The following is a 17,725-nucleotide window of genomic DNA, read 5'->3' as shown; positions in this document are numbered from 1 at the left end:
TTTTTTTCTTCTCCTCCTTCCATCCGGTTCATCAACCCTTTTAAATTGACAAGCTAATGCAAGAACCCTGAGCAGTTTTGCTTACTTCAATTCTGGCTTGAAAAGCTTCTTTGAGGTGCGGCATATGGGTAACGGTGAGGATGCAGGCGAAGTCGGAGGCGATCGCATTAATTGCAGCAATCAGTCGATCGCACCCTTCAGCATCCTGAGTCCCGAATCCCTCATCAATAATCAACATTTGCAAAGCCGTACCCGCCCGCTGAGACAGCAGTCTCGCCAGCGCCAGCCGAATCGCAAAATTAATCCGAAAAGCTTCACCGCCAGAGTAAGTTTCGTAGGCGCGAGTACCGCGAGCATCAGCAATTAAAATGTCTAAAGTGTCAATCAATTTAGTTGCTTTTTTAGAAGCAGCCGCTCGCTGAGTAATAAATTGAACGTGCAATTGATTCGCGCTCAATCTCGACAATATCTGATTGGTTTCAGCTTCAAGTTGAGGCAAAACATTTTCAATCATTAAAGCTTGAATGCCGTTTTTACCAAAGGCTTGACCCAACTCTTGATAAACTCGCTGCTGGCGTTTGGCAACTTGCATTTGCTCTTTTTGAGCTACTAGGTGAACTTGCAGATTTTCCAGATTTTGCTGCTGCTGCTGGAGGCGTCCGAGACTTCCCAAATGTTGGTCTAGCTGCTGCCGGCGGCGACTGATTTGCTGTTCGATCGCACTTATGCGAGCTGTGGGATCGGGATGTTCTTGCAATTGCTGGTTCATCGCGGAAGTTTGAGCGCTGACAGCTTGCAAATCTCGATCGCGCACTGCGATGGAATTTGCTATTTCATTAACGCGCTGCTGCACTTGCGGGTACTGCACAGTTGCCGATCGCAATTTTTCGGCGCGGGCGATCCAAAACTGTGATCGGCGCATTTCGCTCCGCACGTGTTCGTGCTGTTCCAAATTATAGCCAATTTCCGCAATGTATCTATCTAAAGACAGAATTTGCTGCTGTATTTCCGAGCTGTCTTTTTGCTGTTCTAACTGTTGCTGTACGGTGGCTAATTGAGTTTGCAAATCCGGACGGCGGGCATTAATTTTATTCAGTTTCTGCTGAGCGTCTTTGATTTGAGCTTGCTTAATTTCCGCCCACCGCAAACGCTTTTCATCGCTGCGGGCGAGGGAGTGGCTGCGATCGCTGTAATTGAGCTGTTGCAGTTGCTGTTCGATTTGCTGGAGTTCGCCCAAATCATCGGCTGCATACTCGCCGGTGCGTAGCAACCGCTCTATTTCTGCAGCGTCTTGACGCATACTTTGCAGTCGGTTTTCATCTTGGCCCAGGCTATCTAATTGTGCTTGCAAATGGCTGCGGCGTTCCCGCAATTCTTGGTAGGGCGCTAATTCCTCTTCTAGTTCGCGGTATTCATGTCTGAGAACTTGAATTTCGCGCTCAGAGACGGCCAACTGTTCGCGCACAACCCACAGTTGGTTCCAGATTTCCTGCTGTTGGGAGTGGTGTTTTGTGACTACCAAATTCCAGTAGTGTTCGTCTAAAGGTCGATCGCACAAAGGACAATTGCCAAAATTTGCATCCCGCACCATTAAAGGCGAATTCGATGGCTCGTTTTCCGCAAAATTCGAGGCTTTACCTTCGCCTGCGCTGGTTTCTCCTTCATGTTTCCGCAGCAGTTGCAGTTTTTGGTCGATCTCGGCGAGTCTGGTTTGATAGTCGCGGCTTTTGGCTTGCAGGTTTCCTAGAAAGTCGTGCCTTTCTTGACCTTTTTCGCGGACTCGCTGCTGATAAACTCGCTTGTTTTCCAACTGCAAAATTTGATTCGCTATGGCCGAGATTTCCTGCTGTAATTGCGGCTGTCGCTGCTGCTGTTGAACTTGCACCTGTCGGTTGATTTCGTCTAAGCGGGCGGTTAAACCGGCGCGGGCGCGATCGAGCTTTTGTTGCTTTTGCTGCTGCTGTTGTAACAGCGGCGAAACTTGCAGTTGCAGTTGCTCTAGTTCGTTGAGGCGCGATCGAACTGCTTGCAACTGTGCGAGTCCTTTGTCAACCTCCGGCTGCTGTTTGAGAATTTCCAGAACATCTTTTTCATCTTGTTCTAAAACCTCTAATTGAGCTTGCAACTGCTGAATTTTGCTTTGCAAAAAGCTCAGTTCTTGCCGCTGCTGTTCTTGCAATTGCTGGCGCTGATTTTGGGCTTGTTGGTTAGCTTTGAATTGGCCAGCCAGACTTTCTTCTGTGGCTTGCAAGCTGTGGAAATACGCGATGCCTGCTGTTATTTCCTTTTCTTGGTCTAGGAGGGCTTGCAGCTCATTTTGCTGCTGTTTGGCTGCGCTGAGTTCTTGCTGCAAGCGACGGCATTCTTGAGAGATATTGTAGTGCTGTTGCTGGTGGCCGGCGAGGAGTTTTTGCCAAGTTTGGCGGTTGTGGTGCTGGAGTTGCAGTTGCTGTAACTCGGTTGTGTCGGCTTGTTGCTGCTGCTGAAGCAAATCGGTTGCTTGCTGCAGTTGAGTTTGTTCTGAGGCGAGAGCGTCTTTTTGTTGCAGTTGCTCTTGTACGGTTAGCAAACTCTGTTTGAGCACTTCGACTTGAGCTTTAAATTGTTTGGAGGTATCTTTGGCTTGTTCGGATAAAGTATCGTATTGATCGAGTTTGAGCAGGTTGGCTAAAACTTGTTTGCGTTCGATCGGCTTTTTGAGCATAAATTCATCAGCTCGCCCCTGCCGCAAATATGCCGAATTGATGAAAGTATCGTAATCTAGTTTGATGTGTTCGAGGATTTTTTGCTGAGTTGTTCTCAGCCCCTTGTCTGTGAGCGTGCGAAAATTAAGTTTTTCCTCACTCTCTGCCGAATTCAAGCTGACTTGAAATTCCAAACTTCCCGAGTGTCCGCGTCGGCGGTTGCGAATCACGCGATAGATTTGGCCGCCGGTGGAGAAAGTGAAATCAACGCGCACATCAATTTCGCCGATATGGATGATATCGTCTTCCGTATCGCTGCGGCAACAGCCCCAAAGTGCCCAGGATATGGCTTCTAAGAGGGAGGATTTGCCAGCACCGTTAGGCCCGCAAATGCAAGCGGTGTGCAGGCCGCGAAAGTCTAAAGCAGCTTCGCGATAGCTGAGAAAATTTTTGAGTGTAAGTTGTATAGGAATCATTTAGGCCATCGCGCCATACAATCTATCTATAAATAACACTATTTGTACGCTGTTGCCTAGTTATTCAATCTAGATCCAGAACAATTGTCAGTGCTTCTGCAATTTCTTCCATAATTGTCTCGGACAGGGTTCCGAGTTGTCGGACAAATCTTTGTTGAGAAACGGAACGGACTTGAAAAGCGTCGGCGGCGGAGAGTTTAGTCAAGCCATTTTCGCCAGTCGGTTCTAGTCGAACCATCCAATTTCTCTCGGTGTATCGCTCTTTCCAGTCAGTGATGGGAACAATAACTTCAAGCAGCAAAATTCCCACCGTTTCATCGCTGACAATTACTACCGGACGGGTTTTGCCGATTTCGGCGCCCACAGTAGGTTCAAGCGCAACCAGCCAGATTTCGCCTCTACGCATTAGTTTTTATCCCTGCATTAAGGTATTCTTCCTCGGATTCAAAATAGGGTTCGCTGTCAGCCGACCACAAATCATGTAAAGCACCTCCCGGCATATAATCTTTTACTGCTGCTTCTGCTGCGGCTCTGAGTTTCTGCTTTCTCTCGGCTTTACGCTGGGCTTTTTCTTCTATTTCTTCGCGCATCATCCGCGAAGCTGTTTCGATGATTTCTAGGCGTTCTTCTGCTGTCAGATTTTTGAGTGCTGCTAAGATTTCTGTTTTGGTCACGGTTTTTTCGGGTGGTTGGTGAGAAAGTACGATCGATCCGGGAGCATCCCGATACTCGGTTACAAACGAGATTTGTGCGGTTTTTACTGTACGGGCTTGCGACCTTACGGGTAGTTGTTGGGATTTTCAACTATCAAACCCTCACTTGTTGCTGCTGCATTCAGCTCCCCGTCACCAGATACAAAAGTCATCGCAGGCAAACTGTTAGCTGTGCAAAGGTTATTTATGCCACAGCCTGTTGCTAGCTGCACAGCATCATAGCCTCGCAATCCGTAGGTTTCAGCTAATGCCATTGCAGAGTTAATAATGCTTTCGGTGAATTCTACAACCTGATACTCAGATTGTAGGTCACTCCTGAACTGATTGCACGCTGCTGTAGCATCTGTCGCGTTGATACTTCTGCCGCGCGACCTTCTGGTAATTGCAGCAACAATTTCAACACTTGTAATAGCAGCAATCAATATATCGTTGTTAAGTGCAGGATCGCACAAACTCAAAACCCATGCCGAACCTATTTCATTAATGTAGCGTTTGACCAGCGCACTGCTATCTACAAAATAAATTGTGATCTAGCGGCGTTCGTCAATAATTGTCTCAGAAACAGGCTTGCCCTGTACCTGAATTAGTCGCCGTTCTGTTTGCTGACTCCCAGAAGAATGCTTGATTTTTTTTACTAAACCAGAAGTTAACAGCGCTTGGTGCAATTTTGTCCGTTGAGCAGTTTGTTCTTTCTGGGCCAGATATATCCCAATAGCCCGCTCTAGTTGCTGTAGTTCTAGCAGTTCCAGAGTGTCAAGCTGATTGAGGATTTTGTTGAAGATTCCCTGGGGCATAGGACTCTACTTTTTACGCTTGGCTAGTTTGTCTATTATACAACTATCAGACTTTCGCTTGCGTCACGGATATTCCGGGTTTCTGGACTTATATCGATCGCTGAAACGACCTATTATCCTTCATCAATCGGGCTGGTGCGTCCTAGACGAGTAAAGAAGCCCGGTTTCTACGAAGATTTCAAACCCTACATTACCGCTCTGTGCTTGTGGCGCACCCTACATTGATCGCATAGGCAGATTTTCCATCATCAAAAAGGGTTGACTGTAGGAATACAGTCAACCCCGCGCCTATTTATTTGTCCTGTGTTTGCTCAAACAGCAACACTACCTGACAAGATTCGGGAACGTATAGCCGACACCGACTAACAATCCCACGTCAGCTCCGTCAACAAAACCAATATTCAATCCCGCTGTTGCTGTTAAATTTGTCGTCAGCGGCACATCTACACCCCCAGAAATCAGGAAGCCAAAATTACCGTCATCCCCGGTAGTAACTATCACGCCAGCACCTGCATAGGGAGCAGCACTAATCACAAAATCCTCGCTAACTTCGACGGTCTCTTGAGATACAAAATCGAAGGTAACGGGAACTAGAAGAGTTAAGTTGTCGCGCAACAAAACAGTCGGTCTCACCGACAAATTGTTCGTCAAACCGATTTTGCTAATAATCGCAAATGAACCGTCGCCTAAGGCTGAATCTCCGCCAAAACCTACATTGCCACCAATGCCGATGTAGCTGGGCCCAGAACGGGTAGCTCGGCCTGGTCGGATTTGAGTTCCCTGAGCCACTTTTTCAGTTGCTTCCGAGACAGTTGCAGGTTTTTCAGCAACTTTCGGTTGGTTTGTCAAAGCTGATGCGGAAGTGCTGACAGGATTGCTCAACAATTCTTGTGCTGTTTGGACTTCTTTTTCTTCCTTCGTTGCTGTTACTTCCAGATTATTGCTCTGGGCAACAATTGAGGTAGGTCGATCGCTCTTTTTGGCAGTCTCGACTGTTGACTGCACTTTGACACCATTATCAGCAATTTTAGCGGTTTCTTCCGACTTTTGGGTCTCAGCAGCAATGGATGTATTTTGCGCTGTTTCTGTCTCAGCAATTTCAGATGTTGCTGCTTCCGCTTTTTCGGGTGCAGCAATAGATACTTGCAAGTTGGCGGCCGATTCAGAGGCTGCTGACTCTGCCGCTTCTGTTAGTTCGCTCCAACTGATCGAATCAATTTTTTTATTACTAGCCGTTGTTTCTGCGTCGGGTTTAACTGATGAAGTTGCCGTCGGCTCAGAAATTTGGTCAATATTTTGAGCTGCGATTGTTGCAGTTGTAGCGACATCGGGCAAGTTGCCAGTTTCAGCTTTCGCTGACATGGTACTGCAACAAACAGCTAAAGCTGCAAGATTTATTAACGCAAAAGTAGACTTGGAAAATAGACTATTCATAGAAACTCCTCAATGAAGGGTGTGTTAAAAGTGTAAGTGTTTGAGGGCGACCGTCGAGAGCTTTGCTAAAAAAAGACACAAATATGAGTTGTGTTGTTCCTAGATTGCCATTTTACCGTTGAATAGTCAACTCTCAAGCTGATTAGATTTAAGAACCGACGCCGGGTTTAGAGGCTAATTTTAATTTACAGATCGATCGGCAAAAAATCAATCCTAGGGATGATTTCATCCTTAATCCTGTTTAATTGAGGGGTCGATCGTGCGTTTCGGTTGCATTCTACAATACTGTAGTTGGGGGCGCTGCACTCGCAGCCACGCCGGAAAAATCCGGTTTTTGAGGGCGCACCAGCTCGAAACCAAGAGACAACAAGCTTTCAAAACAGTTTTGGCAGCCCCGCCGTCCACAGCAAGTGCAGTTAATACAACGCGATCGGCTGCTGCACAGTCCATGACAATTAATGTAGAATAATACCACCGCTCCGAGAAATATTTGTGGGTCGATCGTGTCAAAATTACTGAATTTTATGAAAATTGTGTAAAATTTAGTGTTCTATTTGTAAAGTTTAGCCTTCGCTTTCGCTCAGGGTCTGACCATCTCACAACAGCACGCAACTAAACAAGTCAAAAAATACAAATTATCTCATCTCAATCTGACTTTATGAGCAAAGTTCTAGTTATATTAGGCGAATTGAGCGATCGCGACATCGATTGGATGCTCGCCAACGGCACCCGCACCCAAGTCCTCCCCGGCACAACTCTGATCACTGAAGGTAAGCCCTTAGACGCCCTGTACATAGTTCTGGAGGGAACTTTGAGCGTTGCTGTATCATCTTTGGGCGACAAAGAAATTGGAAAAATTATTTCCGGGGAAGTGTTAGGCGAAATGTCTTTTGTAGACGGGAGGCTTCCTTCTGCTAGCGTCACGGCAATTGAAGAGTGCCTCATCCTGTCAATTCCCCGGCGCCTACTAACTGAAAAACTTGAGCAAGACGTGCTTTTTTCCCTGCGGTTTTATCGGGCGATTACCAAATTTCTGTCGTCGAGACTACGGGGTACAGTCAAACGCTTCGGCGATGAGAGTGATTGTTTAATATATCAAGATCCCGACGACGAGGACGCCATCCCGCAAAATGTCGAAAATCCAGATTTGGCGGAATCGAGATTTCAATGGCTGTTGGAGCGTTTGAAGAGGAGTTGAAGGAAGAGGGAAGTTCGGCAACGGATTCTGTAACGGATGTAACGGATTTCAGGAAGAAGGAAGAGGGAAGAGGGAAGAAGGAAGAAGAGAAAGTAACACCTATTTCCAATTACCAATTCCCAATTAGAAAACATATTTTTCAGCGACGCGCCAATAGCGGGAAAAGCGCTTCAAATCAATGTAACCATCGTAGCGAACAAAGGCTTCCGGTGGCAAAACTTCTACTGGGTGCGATCGCTTAATTTCCCGGCAAATATCCTGAAACCGAGGACTAGGACTTTCCGCAGTCACCACTTGATTGGCGCCGGATTCGATCGCAAAACCGATAACTTCGGCAGCCACATCGCCCCGCCGAATAACTACCGGCAACTCCAGCAAACATTCGTAAATAAACACCATGCGTTTGAGACTCAACTGCCATTCATCAATCAGCGCATCATCCCAAACCCAGATTGCCGGTGCCTCTGGGTGCGCTTGAAAAGCCGGGCCTTCAGGACTCAAACAGTCGCCGTGCAGCCAAATAATCGGATTGTTCATAAATTAGTAATTGTTGACTGTTGATGGTTGACTGTTAATTAGACCTCTTGCAAAAAAAATCTATGTTAGAATTAAAGGTTTTGAGTTTTAGACCTGAGAGCCAACTCATAATTGTCAAGTGCTGATATAACCTGCAATCTGCTCTACTTAAGCCAAACCTTTGATTATAGCATAAAATTATTTTGCAAGAGGTCTATTGTTAATTGTTGACTGTTGACTGTTAATTGTTAATTGTTGACTGTTGACTGTTAATTGTTAACTTATGACTACTGACTACTGACTACTGACTACTGACTACTGACTACTGACTACTGACTATTGACTACTGACTACTGACTACTGACTACTGACTACTGACTAATAACTTTTTAATTTCTGCGACCTTTTTTAGAGCCTTGCCAACTTTTAGAACCACCGCTACGATCGACCTTTTCTCCATGAGGAAACAACTGCCCTTCCAAATATTCGTAAGTTCCCTCAAAATCGCATTGCCCATACAGAGGACAATCGCGACAATAAACCGCCTTCGTGTAACGCTCCAAATTTTCGCGATTAAAAAAATAAGGTTTGTGACTAAAAGTGCTTGCTACCCACTGCCAAGAAAGATTATTGCTCGCCGGATCTCCATCTAGCAAATGTTGCAAAAACCAGCGAGCTCCGGCTTGCCAACGCACGTGGCGCCAGTGTACGAGATAAGCGGCAGTCCACATCCGCTGGTGATTGTGCAAATAACCTGTTTCTAGCAACTCCCGGCTGAAACTGTCGATGCAAACCAAACCCGTCGAGCCCTCGACGACATCCTGTGGCAGAGTTTCGCTGTAATCTTTAGCAGTGTAACCAGTTTTGTAGGGTTCCCGGTCTTGCCAAATGCCCTTGCCCAATTCGGCGTACAGTCGCTGCCAATAATCCCGCCAACCCAACTCGTTGACGAGTTTTACGGCCTCTTCTGGATGCCGCACCTTCTCCAGTACGGCATCCCGGACTTCCGCAAGACTCAAAACTCCGTAGCGCAAATAGGGCGACAAGCGCGTTACCGCACCGTTGAGGAAATTGCGGGTTGAGGCATACTTGCCGGGGTCAATTTGTTGCAGGGCTGTCTCGGCTGCTTTCCGCCCGCCTGGGGTTGGGGGTACGCTGCTGTCCCGGCCGGCGGCTTCGGGGAACTGTTCACGCACGTAGGCAATTAATTCGTCGCGGCTGGCAAATTCCCGCTTCATGTCCTGACTCATTGTTTTCTCAAGCGCCTGCTATTCTTTACTCATGTTAAAGCTATTCGATCGGGCGTGCCGGATCGATGCCCTAAATTGCCCTTCACTCCTGGTAACGTACAGTTTGCCCCAGCCGCAATCGATCGTCGGATCGCAGCCAAAATTAGCATCAAAGTTCAGTACACTCAGGGATAGATATCATACCAAAATCTCATGGAAACTTTTCCGGCGCACGCTAAAGCGATCGCCAGCTTAACTAACGGACAGCAGCAAGGTACAAAACAACTGGAAAACAGCGAAGTTCAAGAGTTCGATCGAGCCATGATGCGCCGCTGCATAGAATTGGCTCGCCGTGCTCTCGGCAAAACCGCACCCAACCCCCTTGTCGGTTCTGTAATTGTCCGAGACGGCAAGATTGTCGGCGAAGGGTTTCATCCCGGTGCCGGTCAACCTCACGCCGAAGTTTTTGCGCTCCGGGAAGCGGGGGAACTCGCCGCAGGAGCGACCGTCTACGTGAACCTGGAACCCTGCAACCACTACGGCAGGACTCCCCCCTGTTCCGAAGCTTTAGTTAAGGCCAAGGTGGCAAAAGTAGTGGCTGGCATGGTCGATCCGAATCCTTTGGTAGCTGGAACTGGGCTAGCCCGGTTGCGAGAGGCTGGCATTGAAGTGGTGGCGGGAGTGGAAGGGGAAGCTTGCCAGAAACTCAACGAGGCTTTTGTGCACCGGATTTTGTACCGCCGGCCTTTTGGAATTTTGAAATATGCAATGACTTTGGACGGTAAAATTGCTACCAGTAGCGGCCACAGCGCTTGGGTGACAGGCGAGGAGGCTCGGAGCGAGGTACACCGGGTGCGCGTCGGCTGCGATGCTGTGATTGTTGGGGGAAATACGGTGCGTCTGGACAATCCCCTGCTGACGAGTCACAAGCCTGATAGGAATAATCCTTTGCGGGTGGTGATGAGCCGCACTTTGGATTTGCCGAAGTCGGCTTGGTTGTGGGAAACCTCTGTGGCGGCTACTTTGGTGCTGACTGAGCCTGGGGTTAACCCGGAATTTCAGGAATTTTTGATCGCCAAAGGGGTGGAAGTTGTGGAGCTCTCGCCTCTGACACCGACTAATGTTATGGCTTATTTGTACGATCGATCTTTTCTTTCTGTACTCTGGGAGTGCGGTGGCACTTTAGCCGCTCAGGCAATTGCTGAGGGTGCAGTTCAAAAAATTATGGCTTTTATTGCTCCTAAAATTGTCGGTGGCAAAGGTGCTCCAACTCCTGTAGGAGATTTGGGCTTTTCCGTAATGACTGATGCTTTGACTTTAGAGGGGGTTTCTTGGCGCACAGTTGGTGCAGATTGTGTGGTAGAAGGCTATTTAAAAGTTAAAGATTGAAAGTTAAAAGCGAGTCTTTTGAGTTTTTGATTTTTAACTTTTAACTCCTTTTATGGTTGAAATTCTGATTTGGAGTTTGATGATTGGCAGTCTCGGCTTGGAGGCTGCGCTTGTGGGTCTTTTGGTGAACCACGAACAATTGGATGCGGGGCAAAAATGCGATGAGGAGGAGGAAGTTTTGACTCGGTACGAATCTCAAGAAGATAATTTTAATGCGCCTGAAAATGCGCGATCCAATGGCAATCCCAAGTCTGAACCCAATTCTGTTGATTTGACGGTTTGGGAGTACAAGATTGTGCGGGCTAGCAACGATTTGTTCCGCAATCCTGCGATTTTTCACAAGCTATGCCAGGAAGAGGCGGAAGTTGGCTGGATTTTGCTCGAAAAGCTAGACGACAGGCGGGTGCGGTTCAAACGTCCGATCGCGCTGCGGGATGCCCCGATGCCTAATTTACCCATGTTTGACCCTTACCGCACTCATTACGGCCCGATCTCGAATGCGATGACTTGGGCTGCGACGATCGTGTTTATGAGTGCGATCGTGCTTCCTGCTATTTTGGGCTATGCTTTGGTGTCTACTACTCTCAGCAGAAGTCGCTCTAATTGGCCTCCGGCACCTGTTCAATCTTTGCCTTCTCCCAGCGGGCCAGCAACTAATAAGTGAAACCTGGGCAAATTGTCGATCGCCCTTTTTGCAGCCTGTTTTATAGCAAGTCTAAATCATTTGTGAACCAGATGTTTTTTTACGAACCGCGAAGGCGCAAAGACCGCGAAGGAAGACAGGATAAGTGAGGAGAAGTCGGGGTTTGTTTGACTGATTTAGGCTTGCTATATACGTTATTTTGATTTTATAATTGGGGCGGTATTACTGAGGGAGAGGCTAGCAATCTCAAGTCATAATTTGTATCGCCTTGAAATTGAGAAACGCGGACAAAATAACTCCCCGCAGGTAAAGGCCCATTGCTGACAATTGTTTCTGAAGCCGTGCCTAAATTGTTAGACGAAGCAATAAGATCGTCTAATCCAACTGCGCCGTTGCCGTTGAGATCTTGAATTAATTCAACATCAACATCTGCACTCAAGCCGTCAACAGTTACACTGAAAAGGCTGGGAGTATTGAGGATGAAACTGTAAATGTCGGCTGTTTCTGCATCTCCCACAAAATCGCTCGCAGTTTGAATTTCTGTGAGAATGCCCAGGCTTTTTGCTGCGTTCAAATTGTCTGCGGGATCGGGGAGAGTGCTCAACAATCCTTCTTGTTGACCGAATTGAATGTAATGGTCGATCGCACTTTTAACTGCGCCGCTTTGGACTGCGGCTGCTACCAGCGGATATTTTTCTAGATAAAAGCTGGGATCGAAGAAAACGCTGGCTTTGCGGTTTTCTAATTGACCGGCTTTGAAGTAGTGTTCAAAAGGGGTAAATTGATTTGTTTGGACTGCTGTCTGAACATCTGGGTTGCTTGCTAAATAGAAACCAACATCGAAGAAAGGGTTGGGGTTGCGTCGTTCAAATTGACCGAATCTAATAAAGTGATCGGCTGCTGAAAAGCCATTGAGTTTGGCTGATACCGCTACATCTGTATTGGTGTCTAAATAATAGCTGGCGTCGAACAGGGCATTCGGGTCGCGATTTTCAAATTTGCCAATTTTTCGGTAGTGATCGAAGGGACTCGATACCGTGCCTCTGGCAACTGCTACGGCGACATCTGGGTTGTTTTCGAGATAAAATTTGCTGTCGAACAGTGTTCTGAGGGTTAGCATTATTAAAAAAATCTCTCTGGACTTTAGTCTGGAAAGTGCACGATCGAGAATCCAGTTTACATCAAAGTTTTGTTTTGTGAGGATGTCTTAATTATGGCTAAATCTGGACTGATGGCAATGCTGCGCCGCGCTGCGAGTATTGCTCAGAAATCAAGGGAAACTGGCATTCCGGCTGATGAACTGCTGGGGATGCTGAGCGCTGGCATTCCCAATTCTGCCATATCTCGGCGCGGCTTGCTGCACGGGGGCTTAGCTGCTGCGGGGGCTGTCGCTGCTGCGACTTTTACCAGGGAGGGAGGGGGAGCTTTTGCTCAACAGGGCGGACGATCGCCGATTTTGGTTGTGGGTGCAGGGATTGCGGGTTTGACGGCGGCTTATCGCTTGCGCCAAGCGGGCGTGCGCGCCGATATAATCGAGGCAACGAATCGCGTGGGGGGGCGGATTCGCACTATTCCCAAGGTGGCTGGAACGCTGATTCCGGCGGATCTGGGGGGAGAATTTATTGACACCGGCCACACTAATTTAATCTCGCTGGCGACGGAATTGGGTTTGCGGGCGATCGACTTAGCCCAAGTGCAGAGTGGACTGGTGAAGGATACTTTTTTCTTTCAAGGGCGCCGCTTTTCTCTTGAGCAAATAATCGCGGAATTTGCGCCACTAGCGAGTAAAATTACTGCTGATTTGGAGGCGGTTGGCGATGAAATTAGCTATCAAGATTTTACAGAAGCAGCGGAAAGATTGGACAATCTTTCGATCGCTGAATATGTAGACCAAGCTGAGACTAGCACGATTGTCAGGCAGTTACTCCGCATTGCTTACACGACTGAATACGGTCGAGATCCTGAAGAACAGTCGGCGTTAAATCTGCTGTTTTTAATCGGTTCTGAACCTGGCAGTTTTGAATTGTACGGCAACAGCGATGAGCGCTATCAAATTGACGGCGGCAACAGTCAAATTATCAACCGTTTGGCGGGTCAATTGTCTGGTTCGATCGAGGCGGGGACGGTTTTGGAAGCGATTACTCTTTTGCCGGATGGCCGCTATCGGGTAAATTTGCGATCGGGACAAAGCGCCTTCGAGCGCACTTACGAGCGAGTTTTGTTAACTTTGCCGTTCAGCACTCTGCGAGACGTTAAAATTAACGTACCTTTGCCCCAACCGAAGCGTAGGGCGATCGAGCAGTTGGGTTACGGTACTAATTCTAAGTTAATTACTGGCTACCGCAGCCGAATTTGGCGGGAACCTTATCGATCGACGGCTTCTGTTTATAGCGATTTAGGATTCCAGAATACCTGGGAAGCTACGCCTTTTGCTCCTACTCCTAACGGTTTAGTTACTAATTTTACAGGAGGAAAGCAGGGTTTGTCGATCGGTGCCGGAACTCCCGAAGACCAAGCACAAAGATTTTTGAACCAATTTGAAAGAGTTTTTCCCGGAGTGAGAAATTTGCGATCGGGCAAAGCTGTGCGAGCTTATTGGCCGGGAGAACGCTTTTCTAAAGGTTCTTATTCCTGCTATTTAGTCGGACAGTGGACGCAAATGTACGGCGTTGAAGGCGAACGAGTTGGCAATTTATATTTTGCCGGGGAACACACTTCGCTAGAAAATCAAGGTTACATGGAAGGCGGTTGCGAAACTGGACAAAGGGCGGCTGTTGAAATTTTGCAAGACTTGGGTTTGATACCTTCTGCTGATGCTTTGAATGCTCGATCTGCTAGCAGTTTGAACAGTCGCCGTCCCAGCCGGAAAATTCCCGGAGCGCGGAATCTTGGCAATAGAAAGCCGAGTATTAGATAATCTCGTAAGGTGTACATCTAATTCTTGTTGGCCGTTGCTCCTAGCCCGTGCATCTAATTCTTGTGGGCTGGCTTCTAGCCCGCCCAAAAATACAATTTAGATGCCCAACAGCTTAAAGCCATTTTACTGATTGTGAACTACCCACACTAAATCGAAACGATTATAGTGTCGGCTTCTAACATCACGGAGGAATGCCTCAGAACAGACTTGCGTCCAATCTTTGGTCTTACTTCCCCTCCGTTAGCAAAAACGGCTGTTCCATCCGTCTGTAGTATCCTGATGCCTTCCGCTCTAATGTTTATTGCAGCATTACCATCACGGTCATGACGAGTACCGCAATTAGGACAAGTCCACTTCCTAATATCAAGCGGTAGCTTATCAATCTGGTAATAGCAATTAGAGCAGAGCTTGGAGCTGGGGAACCAACGGTCAATTTCAACCAACTTACCACCTTTTTTCTCTAGCTTGTAAGCTAGGAAATTGACAAATATTCCCCATCCCGCCTCAGATATGGCTTTAGCTAAATTGTGATTGCATACCATGCCTTTGACATTAAGATTCTCTACTACGACAACTTGGTTTTCATTGACGAGCTTTCTCGAAAGCTTATGTAGAAAATCCTGACGGGATTTAGTTACCCGTTCGTACACTTTAGCTACAGTCTTTTTGGCTTTGTTCCTTGAATTACTTCCTTTCTGTTTTTTAGCTAGCTTTTGTTGCTTGCGTTTGAGGTTTTTCTCGTGTTTGGCTAGATGCTTGGGGCGATCATACTTGGAGACTTTGCAGCCATTGCTCGTAATAGCAAACTGAGTCAATCCCAAGTCAATTCCAATTACTTTGCCTGCCGTTGAAACAGTTGGATTGTCGCCTTCACTCTCCGTCAATATTGAGGCAAAGTATTTCCCAGAAGGATCTAAGCTAACCGTTACGGTTTTGATTGTTCCTTCTATGTTCCTGTGCAACTTGGCTTTAACTTTGCCGACTTTGCCCGGAAACTGAACAAACCCATCAAGTACCTTGACATTTTGAGGATACTGAATCGATTGCTTATCATGCTTTGACTTGTAGCGCGGGAACCTAGCACGACCTGCAAAAAAGTTTTTATAGGCAGTTGTGAGGTTGAGCGTTGTTGCTTGCAAAACTTGGCTATAGCATTCAGACAACCAAAGTGTTTCTTCGGCTTTCTTGAGTTTGGGTAAAAAGGCATTGAGTGCTGACTGACCAAGGCTTTTACCCGTTTCTTTGTAAGTCTCAATTGACTTGTTTAGAGCATAGTTCCACCACCATCTGGCACAGCCAAAGTGCTGAGACAGTAGGGCTTGTTGCTCTAATGTTGGATCAAGTCGAACCTTGATGGCAGTATGCAGCATCTCATTACCTCCTTACTGTATTATACACATTCCAGTAAAACAGCGACCTCGATAAAGATTTGGAGATTTCCGTACCTACAATCTCCCTGCCTTTCATCCCACCGCTAAACTGGGTACAGTTATAGCGGGGGACAACAGGAGCGAGGAGTTAAATCGGAACTTACCCCCTGCGGGGGTAGTTCTGGGGGCTGTATTCTTTTTCCCGTCTCGGTTTTAGCGACTTGACTGCCGACAAACCGTAGTCATGTATTTAAGATTTTCTCAATATTTAGGGCGAGAGTATTGTTCGAGGATGAATTTAAGCAAAAACCCAGCCACATAAGGGTTGTAAGAGATTGTATTTATGTAAAAGACTTGGAGGCTCCGGGCAAGTCTCACCTCGCAATGGTTTCAGACGGAACTTACCCCGTGTGCCGGGTAAGTTGCATTAACTCAGTAAAATTACTGATGTTTAAAATCTGTCATCTACCTTAAGATATAAATTCTGAAGTTATCCGAGCATCATTAGGGAAGTACCACGGGAGCATCACCCATACCAGGTGTCGCTGATGGACAAGAACGATGAGAATTGCCCCATCCGCTACAGGTAGTTTCCACCAAAGCACAATTTTTCCTACCCATAAGAAAAGATGAATCAATTGAAGCAGTCGGTAAAGCAGTTTTGGTCGATCGCAAACCCCTACTTCTTTTCCAGAGAAAAATGGGGAGCTAGGGGGTTGTTCGCCCTCGTAATGTTATTAATGCTAGGTTTCAATGCTGTGAGCATAGTCCAGAGCTATATTATGCGGGACTTGATGAATGCAGTCACGGGAAAGAATGTTTCAGACTTCTATAAGATGTGGCTGATGCTATTGGGTCTGTTTGCCATATTCACGCCCATTATGGTTTTCTTCTTCTATTCGCAAAATGTACTGCAACTCTACTGGCGAAAGTGGCTAACGAATCACTTACTGAAGAAATATTTTAGCAATCAAGGTTTCTACAAAATTAAGTTCAATGATAAGGTTGATAATCCCGATCAACGTTTAGCTGAAGACGTTAATTTGTTTGTTAAGCAAAATATTGATATTTGGGGATTATTATTCAACCAAGTTGTCACAATAATTTCTTTTCTCGGCGTTCTCTTTACAATTGACAAGGCACTGACTTTAGTTGTATTTATACTGGCTGGTTTTAAAACTGTTTTCACTATCTTTATAGGGAAGAGATTAAGTAGATTAAAGTTCAATAAGTTACAACGAGAAGCAAATTTTCGCTATAGTTTGGTTCATCTTCGAGACAATAGTGAATCCATTGCATTTTACCGAGGTGAAGAGCGTGAATATAGTGCAGTATCACAGCGATTTAATGAAGTTTTGAATAATTTTAATAACCTGATTGTCTTGCAGCGTAACCTTGGTTTATTTACCCAAGGAACCGGGATGATATTTACAAATTTACCTATAGTTTTTTTAGCTCCTCGATACTTTGCGGGTCAGATAGATTTTGGGCAGGTAACGCAAGCTTCTGGAGCGTTTGTGTCTATTTTAAGTGCCCTGGGCTTTATTGCCGAGAATTTTGATATGATAACTAACTTTACCACTCAGATTAATCGTTTAGGAACATTTGATCGGGTTCTGTCCGAGCAAATGGCAGCACCTCGAGCCGGCATGGCAACGATTGATGTTGTGGAACAGCACTATCTAGCCCTCGAACGGGTTACCTTAGAGACGCCTAACTATGAGCGAATCTTAGTTAGAGATTTATCTTTCAAGGTGGGGCACGGTGAAAGCGTCTTGATTGTTGGACCTTCTGGCGCTGGCAAGAGTTCGTTAATGCGAGCGATCGCAGGATTGTGGAATGCGGGTACGGGTTGCATTGTCCGTCCTAAACCGGAGGAAACGCTGTTTTTGCCCCAACGGCCTTATATGCTGCTAGGGGACTTACGCAGCCAATTGCTATATCCCAACACCAGCGGTCAAGTTACTGATGAACAACTGCACGAAATACTCGCACAAGTCAATCTTTCCCATTTGCCAGAACGGGTAGGTGGATTTGATGTGGAATTGGAATGGGCTGATGTTTTGTCACTAGGAGAACAACAACGGTTAGCATTTGCACGCCTACTGCTGACTAAACCTCGCTACGCTATTTTGGATGAATCAACGAGTGCATTGGATGTGGCTAACGAGAGACGGCTCTATCAGTTGCTCAAAGAAACAGGAACTGCCTTTATCAGTGTCGGTCACCGTCCGACTTTGGTACAGTATCACGAGCAGGTCTTAAGGCTAGTTGGTAATACCAATTGGCATCTGATATCGGCTAAAGATTACAGCCCCGATCTCGCCGAGTTTACTTAAAAAATGCAATGGCCCCACTGCAA

General features: G+C 46.6%; 16 protein-coding genes. 5 read left to right on the top strand and 11 right to left on the bottom strand.

Going from position 1 to position 17,725, the window contains the following annotated elements:
• Positions 1 to 40 precede the first annotated feature (40 nt).
• The 7 genes from QUA34_RS02190 to QUA34_RS02160 all read right to left on the bottom strand — a co-directional run bounded on the left by QUA34_RS02190 (position 41) and on the right by QUA34_RS02160 (position 6,611).
• Positions 41 to 3,160, bottom strand: coding sequence for an AAA family ATPase (locus tag QUA34_RS02190; protein ID WP_333383757.1), 3,120 nt, complete (start codon positions 3,158 to 3,160; stop codon positions 41 to 43).
• A 64-nt stretch (positions 3,161 to 3,224) separates the two neighbouring features.
• Positions 3,225 to 3,566, bottom strand: coding sequence for a type II toxin-antitoxin system PemK/MazF family toxin (locus tag QUA34_RS02185; protein ID WP_333383754.1), 342 nt, complete (start codon positions 3,564 to 3,566; stop codon positions 3,225 to 3,227).
• On the bottom strand, positions 3,559 to 3,834 hold the full coding sequence (locus QUA34_RS02180) for a hypothetical protein (RefSeq protein ID WP_333287578.1): 276 nt from the start codon (positions 3,832 to 3,834) through the stop codon (positions 3,559 to 3,561). Before QUA34_RS02180 ends, QUA34_RS02185 begins: the two co-directional genes overlap by 8 nt.
• Before the next feature lie 104 nt (positions 3,835 to 3,938).
• Positions 3,939 to 4,397: a type II toxin-antitoxin system VapC family toxin gene (locus tag QUA34_RS02175; protein WP_333383783.1), complete on the bottom strand. Its 459-nt coding sequence runs from the start codon at positions 4,395 to 4,397 to the stop codon at positions 3,939 to 3,941.
• Positions 4,398 to 4,403: 6 nt separating this feature from the next.
• The gene (locus QUA34_RS02170; protein ID WP_333383751.1) at positions 4,404 to 4,667 is read right to left on the bottom strand and encodes a hypothetical protein; all 264 of its coding nucleotides are present in this window, start codon (positions 4,665 to 4,667) and stop codon (positions 4,404 to 4,406) included.
• Positions 4,668 to 4,991: 324 nt separating this feature from the next.
• The gene (locus QUA34_RS02165) at positions 4,992 to 6,101 is read right to left on the bottom strand and encodes a hypothetical protein (protein ID WP_333383749.1); all 1,110 of its coding nucleotides are present in this window, start codon (positions 6,099 to 6,101) and stop codon (positions 4,992 to 4,994) included.
• Positions 6,102 to 6,332: 231 nt separating this feature from the next.
• Complete coding sequence (locus tag QUA34_RS02160) at positions 6,333 to 6,611, bottom strand: hypothetical protein (RefSeq protein ID WP_333383746.1); 279 nt, start codon at positions 6,609 to 6,611, stop codon at positions 6,333 to 6,335.
• A 148-nt stretch (positions 6,612 to 6,759) separates the two neighbouring features.
• Between QUA34_RS02160 and QUA34_RS02155 the strand changes: the two genes are divergently transcribed.
• Positions 6,760 to 7,299 carry a cyclic nucleotide-binding domain-containing protein gene (locus QUA34_RS02155; protein ID WP_333383743.1) on the top strand — a complete coding sequence of 180 codons (540 nt, stop codon included), beginning with the start codon at positions 6,760 to 6,762 and terminating at the stop codon, positions 7,297 to 7,299.
• Between the two features lie 123 nt (positions 7,300 to 7,422).
• Here the strand turns inward: QUA34_RS02155 and QUA34_RS02150 are convergent, their stop codons facing one another.
• Together QUA34_RS02150 and QUA34_RS02145 are read right to left on the bottom strand one after the other, a co-directional pair.
• Positions 7,423 to 7,836, bottom strand: a complete 414-nt coding sequence (locus tag QUA34_RS02150) for a hypothetical protein (protein WP_333383740.1) — start codon at positions 7,834 to 7,836, stop codon at positions 7,423 to 7,425.
• A 368-nt stretch (positions 7,837 to 8,204) separates the two neighbouring features.
• Complete coding sequence (locus tag QUA34_RS02145; RefSeq protein WP_333383737.1) at positions 8,205 to 9,065, bottom strand: FAD-binding domain-containing protein; 861 nt, start codon at positions 9,063 to 9,065, stop codon at positions 8,205 to 8,207.
• Positions 9,066 to 9,257: 192 nt separating this feature from the next.
• On the opposite strand from QUA34_RS02145, the gene ribD reads away from it, so the two are divergent.
• Together ribD and QUA34_RS02135 are read left to right on the top strand one after the other, a co-directional pair.
• Positions 9,258 to 10,433, top strand: coding sequence for a bifunctional diaminohydroxyphosphoribosylaminopyrimidine deaminase/5-amino-6-(5-phosphoribosylamino)uracil reductase RibD (gene ribD, locus QUA34_RS02140; protein ID WP_333383734.1), 1,176 nt, complete (start codon positions 9,258 to 9,260; stop codon positions 10,431 to 10,433).
• A gap of 52 nt (positions 10,434 to 10,485) precedes the next feature.
• Complete coding sequence (locus QUA34_RS02135) at positions 10,486 to 11,097, top strand: hypothetical protein (protein ID WP_333383731.1); 612 nt, start codon at positions 10,486 to 10,488, stop codon at positions 11,095 to 11,097.
• 184 nt (positions 11,098 to 11,281) lie between these two features.
• On the opposite strand, the gene QUA34_RS02130 is transcribed toward QUA34_RS02135, so the two are convergent.
• Complete coding sequence (locus tag QUA34_RS02130) at positions 11,282 to 12,196, bottom strand: PPC domain-containing protein (protein ID WP_333327242.1); 915 nt, start codon at positions 12,194 to 12,196, stop codon at positions 11,282 to 11,284.
• A gap of 93 nt (positions 12,197 to 12,289) precedes the next feature.
• On the opposite strand from QUA34_RS02130, the gene QUA34_RS02125 reads away from it, so the two are divergent.
• Positions 12,290 to 13,993 carry an NAD(P)/FAD-dependent oxidoreductase gene (locus QUA34_RS02125; RefSeq protein WP_333383729.1) on the top strand — a complete coding sequence of 568 codons (1,704 nt, stop codon included), beginning with the start codon at positions 12,290 to 12,292 and terminating at the stop codon, positions 13,991 to 13,993.
• A gap of 146 nt (positions 13,994 to 14,139) precedes the next feature.
• On the opposite strand, the gene QUA34_RS02120 is transcribed toward QUA34_RS02125, so the two are convergent.
• Positions 14,140 to 15,363, bottom strand: a complete 1,224-nt coding sequence (locus QUA34_RS02120; protein WP_333383726.1) for an RNA-guided endonuclease TnpB family protein — start codon at positions 15,361 to 15,363, stop codon at positions 14,140 to 14,142.
• A gap of 629 nt (positions 15,364 to 15,992) precedes the next feature.
• On the opposite strand from QUA34_RS02120, the gene QUA34_RS02115 reads away from it, so the two are divergent.
• Positions 15,993 to 17,702, top strand: coding sequence for an ABC transporter ATP-binding protein/permease (locus QUA34_RS02115; protein WP_333383723.1), 1,710 nt, complete (start codon positions 15,993 to 15,995; stop codon positions 17,700 to 17,702).
• The last annotated feature ends 23 nt before the right edge of the window (positions 17,703 to 17,725 follow it).

The organism is Microcoleus sp. POL10_C6 (genome assembly GCF_036701585.1).
Lineage (GTDB): Bacteria > Cyanobacteriota > Cyanobacteriia > Cyanobacteriales > Microcoleaceae > Microcoleus.
This window is presented reverse-complemented; position numbering and strand designations above follow the sequence as displayed.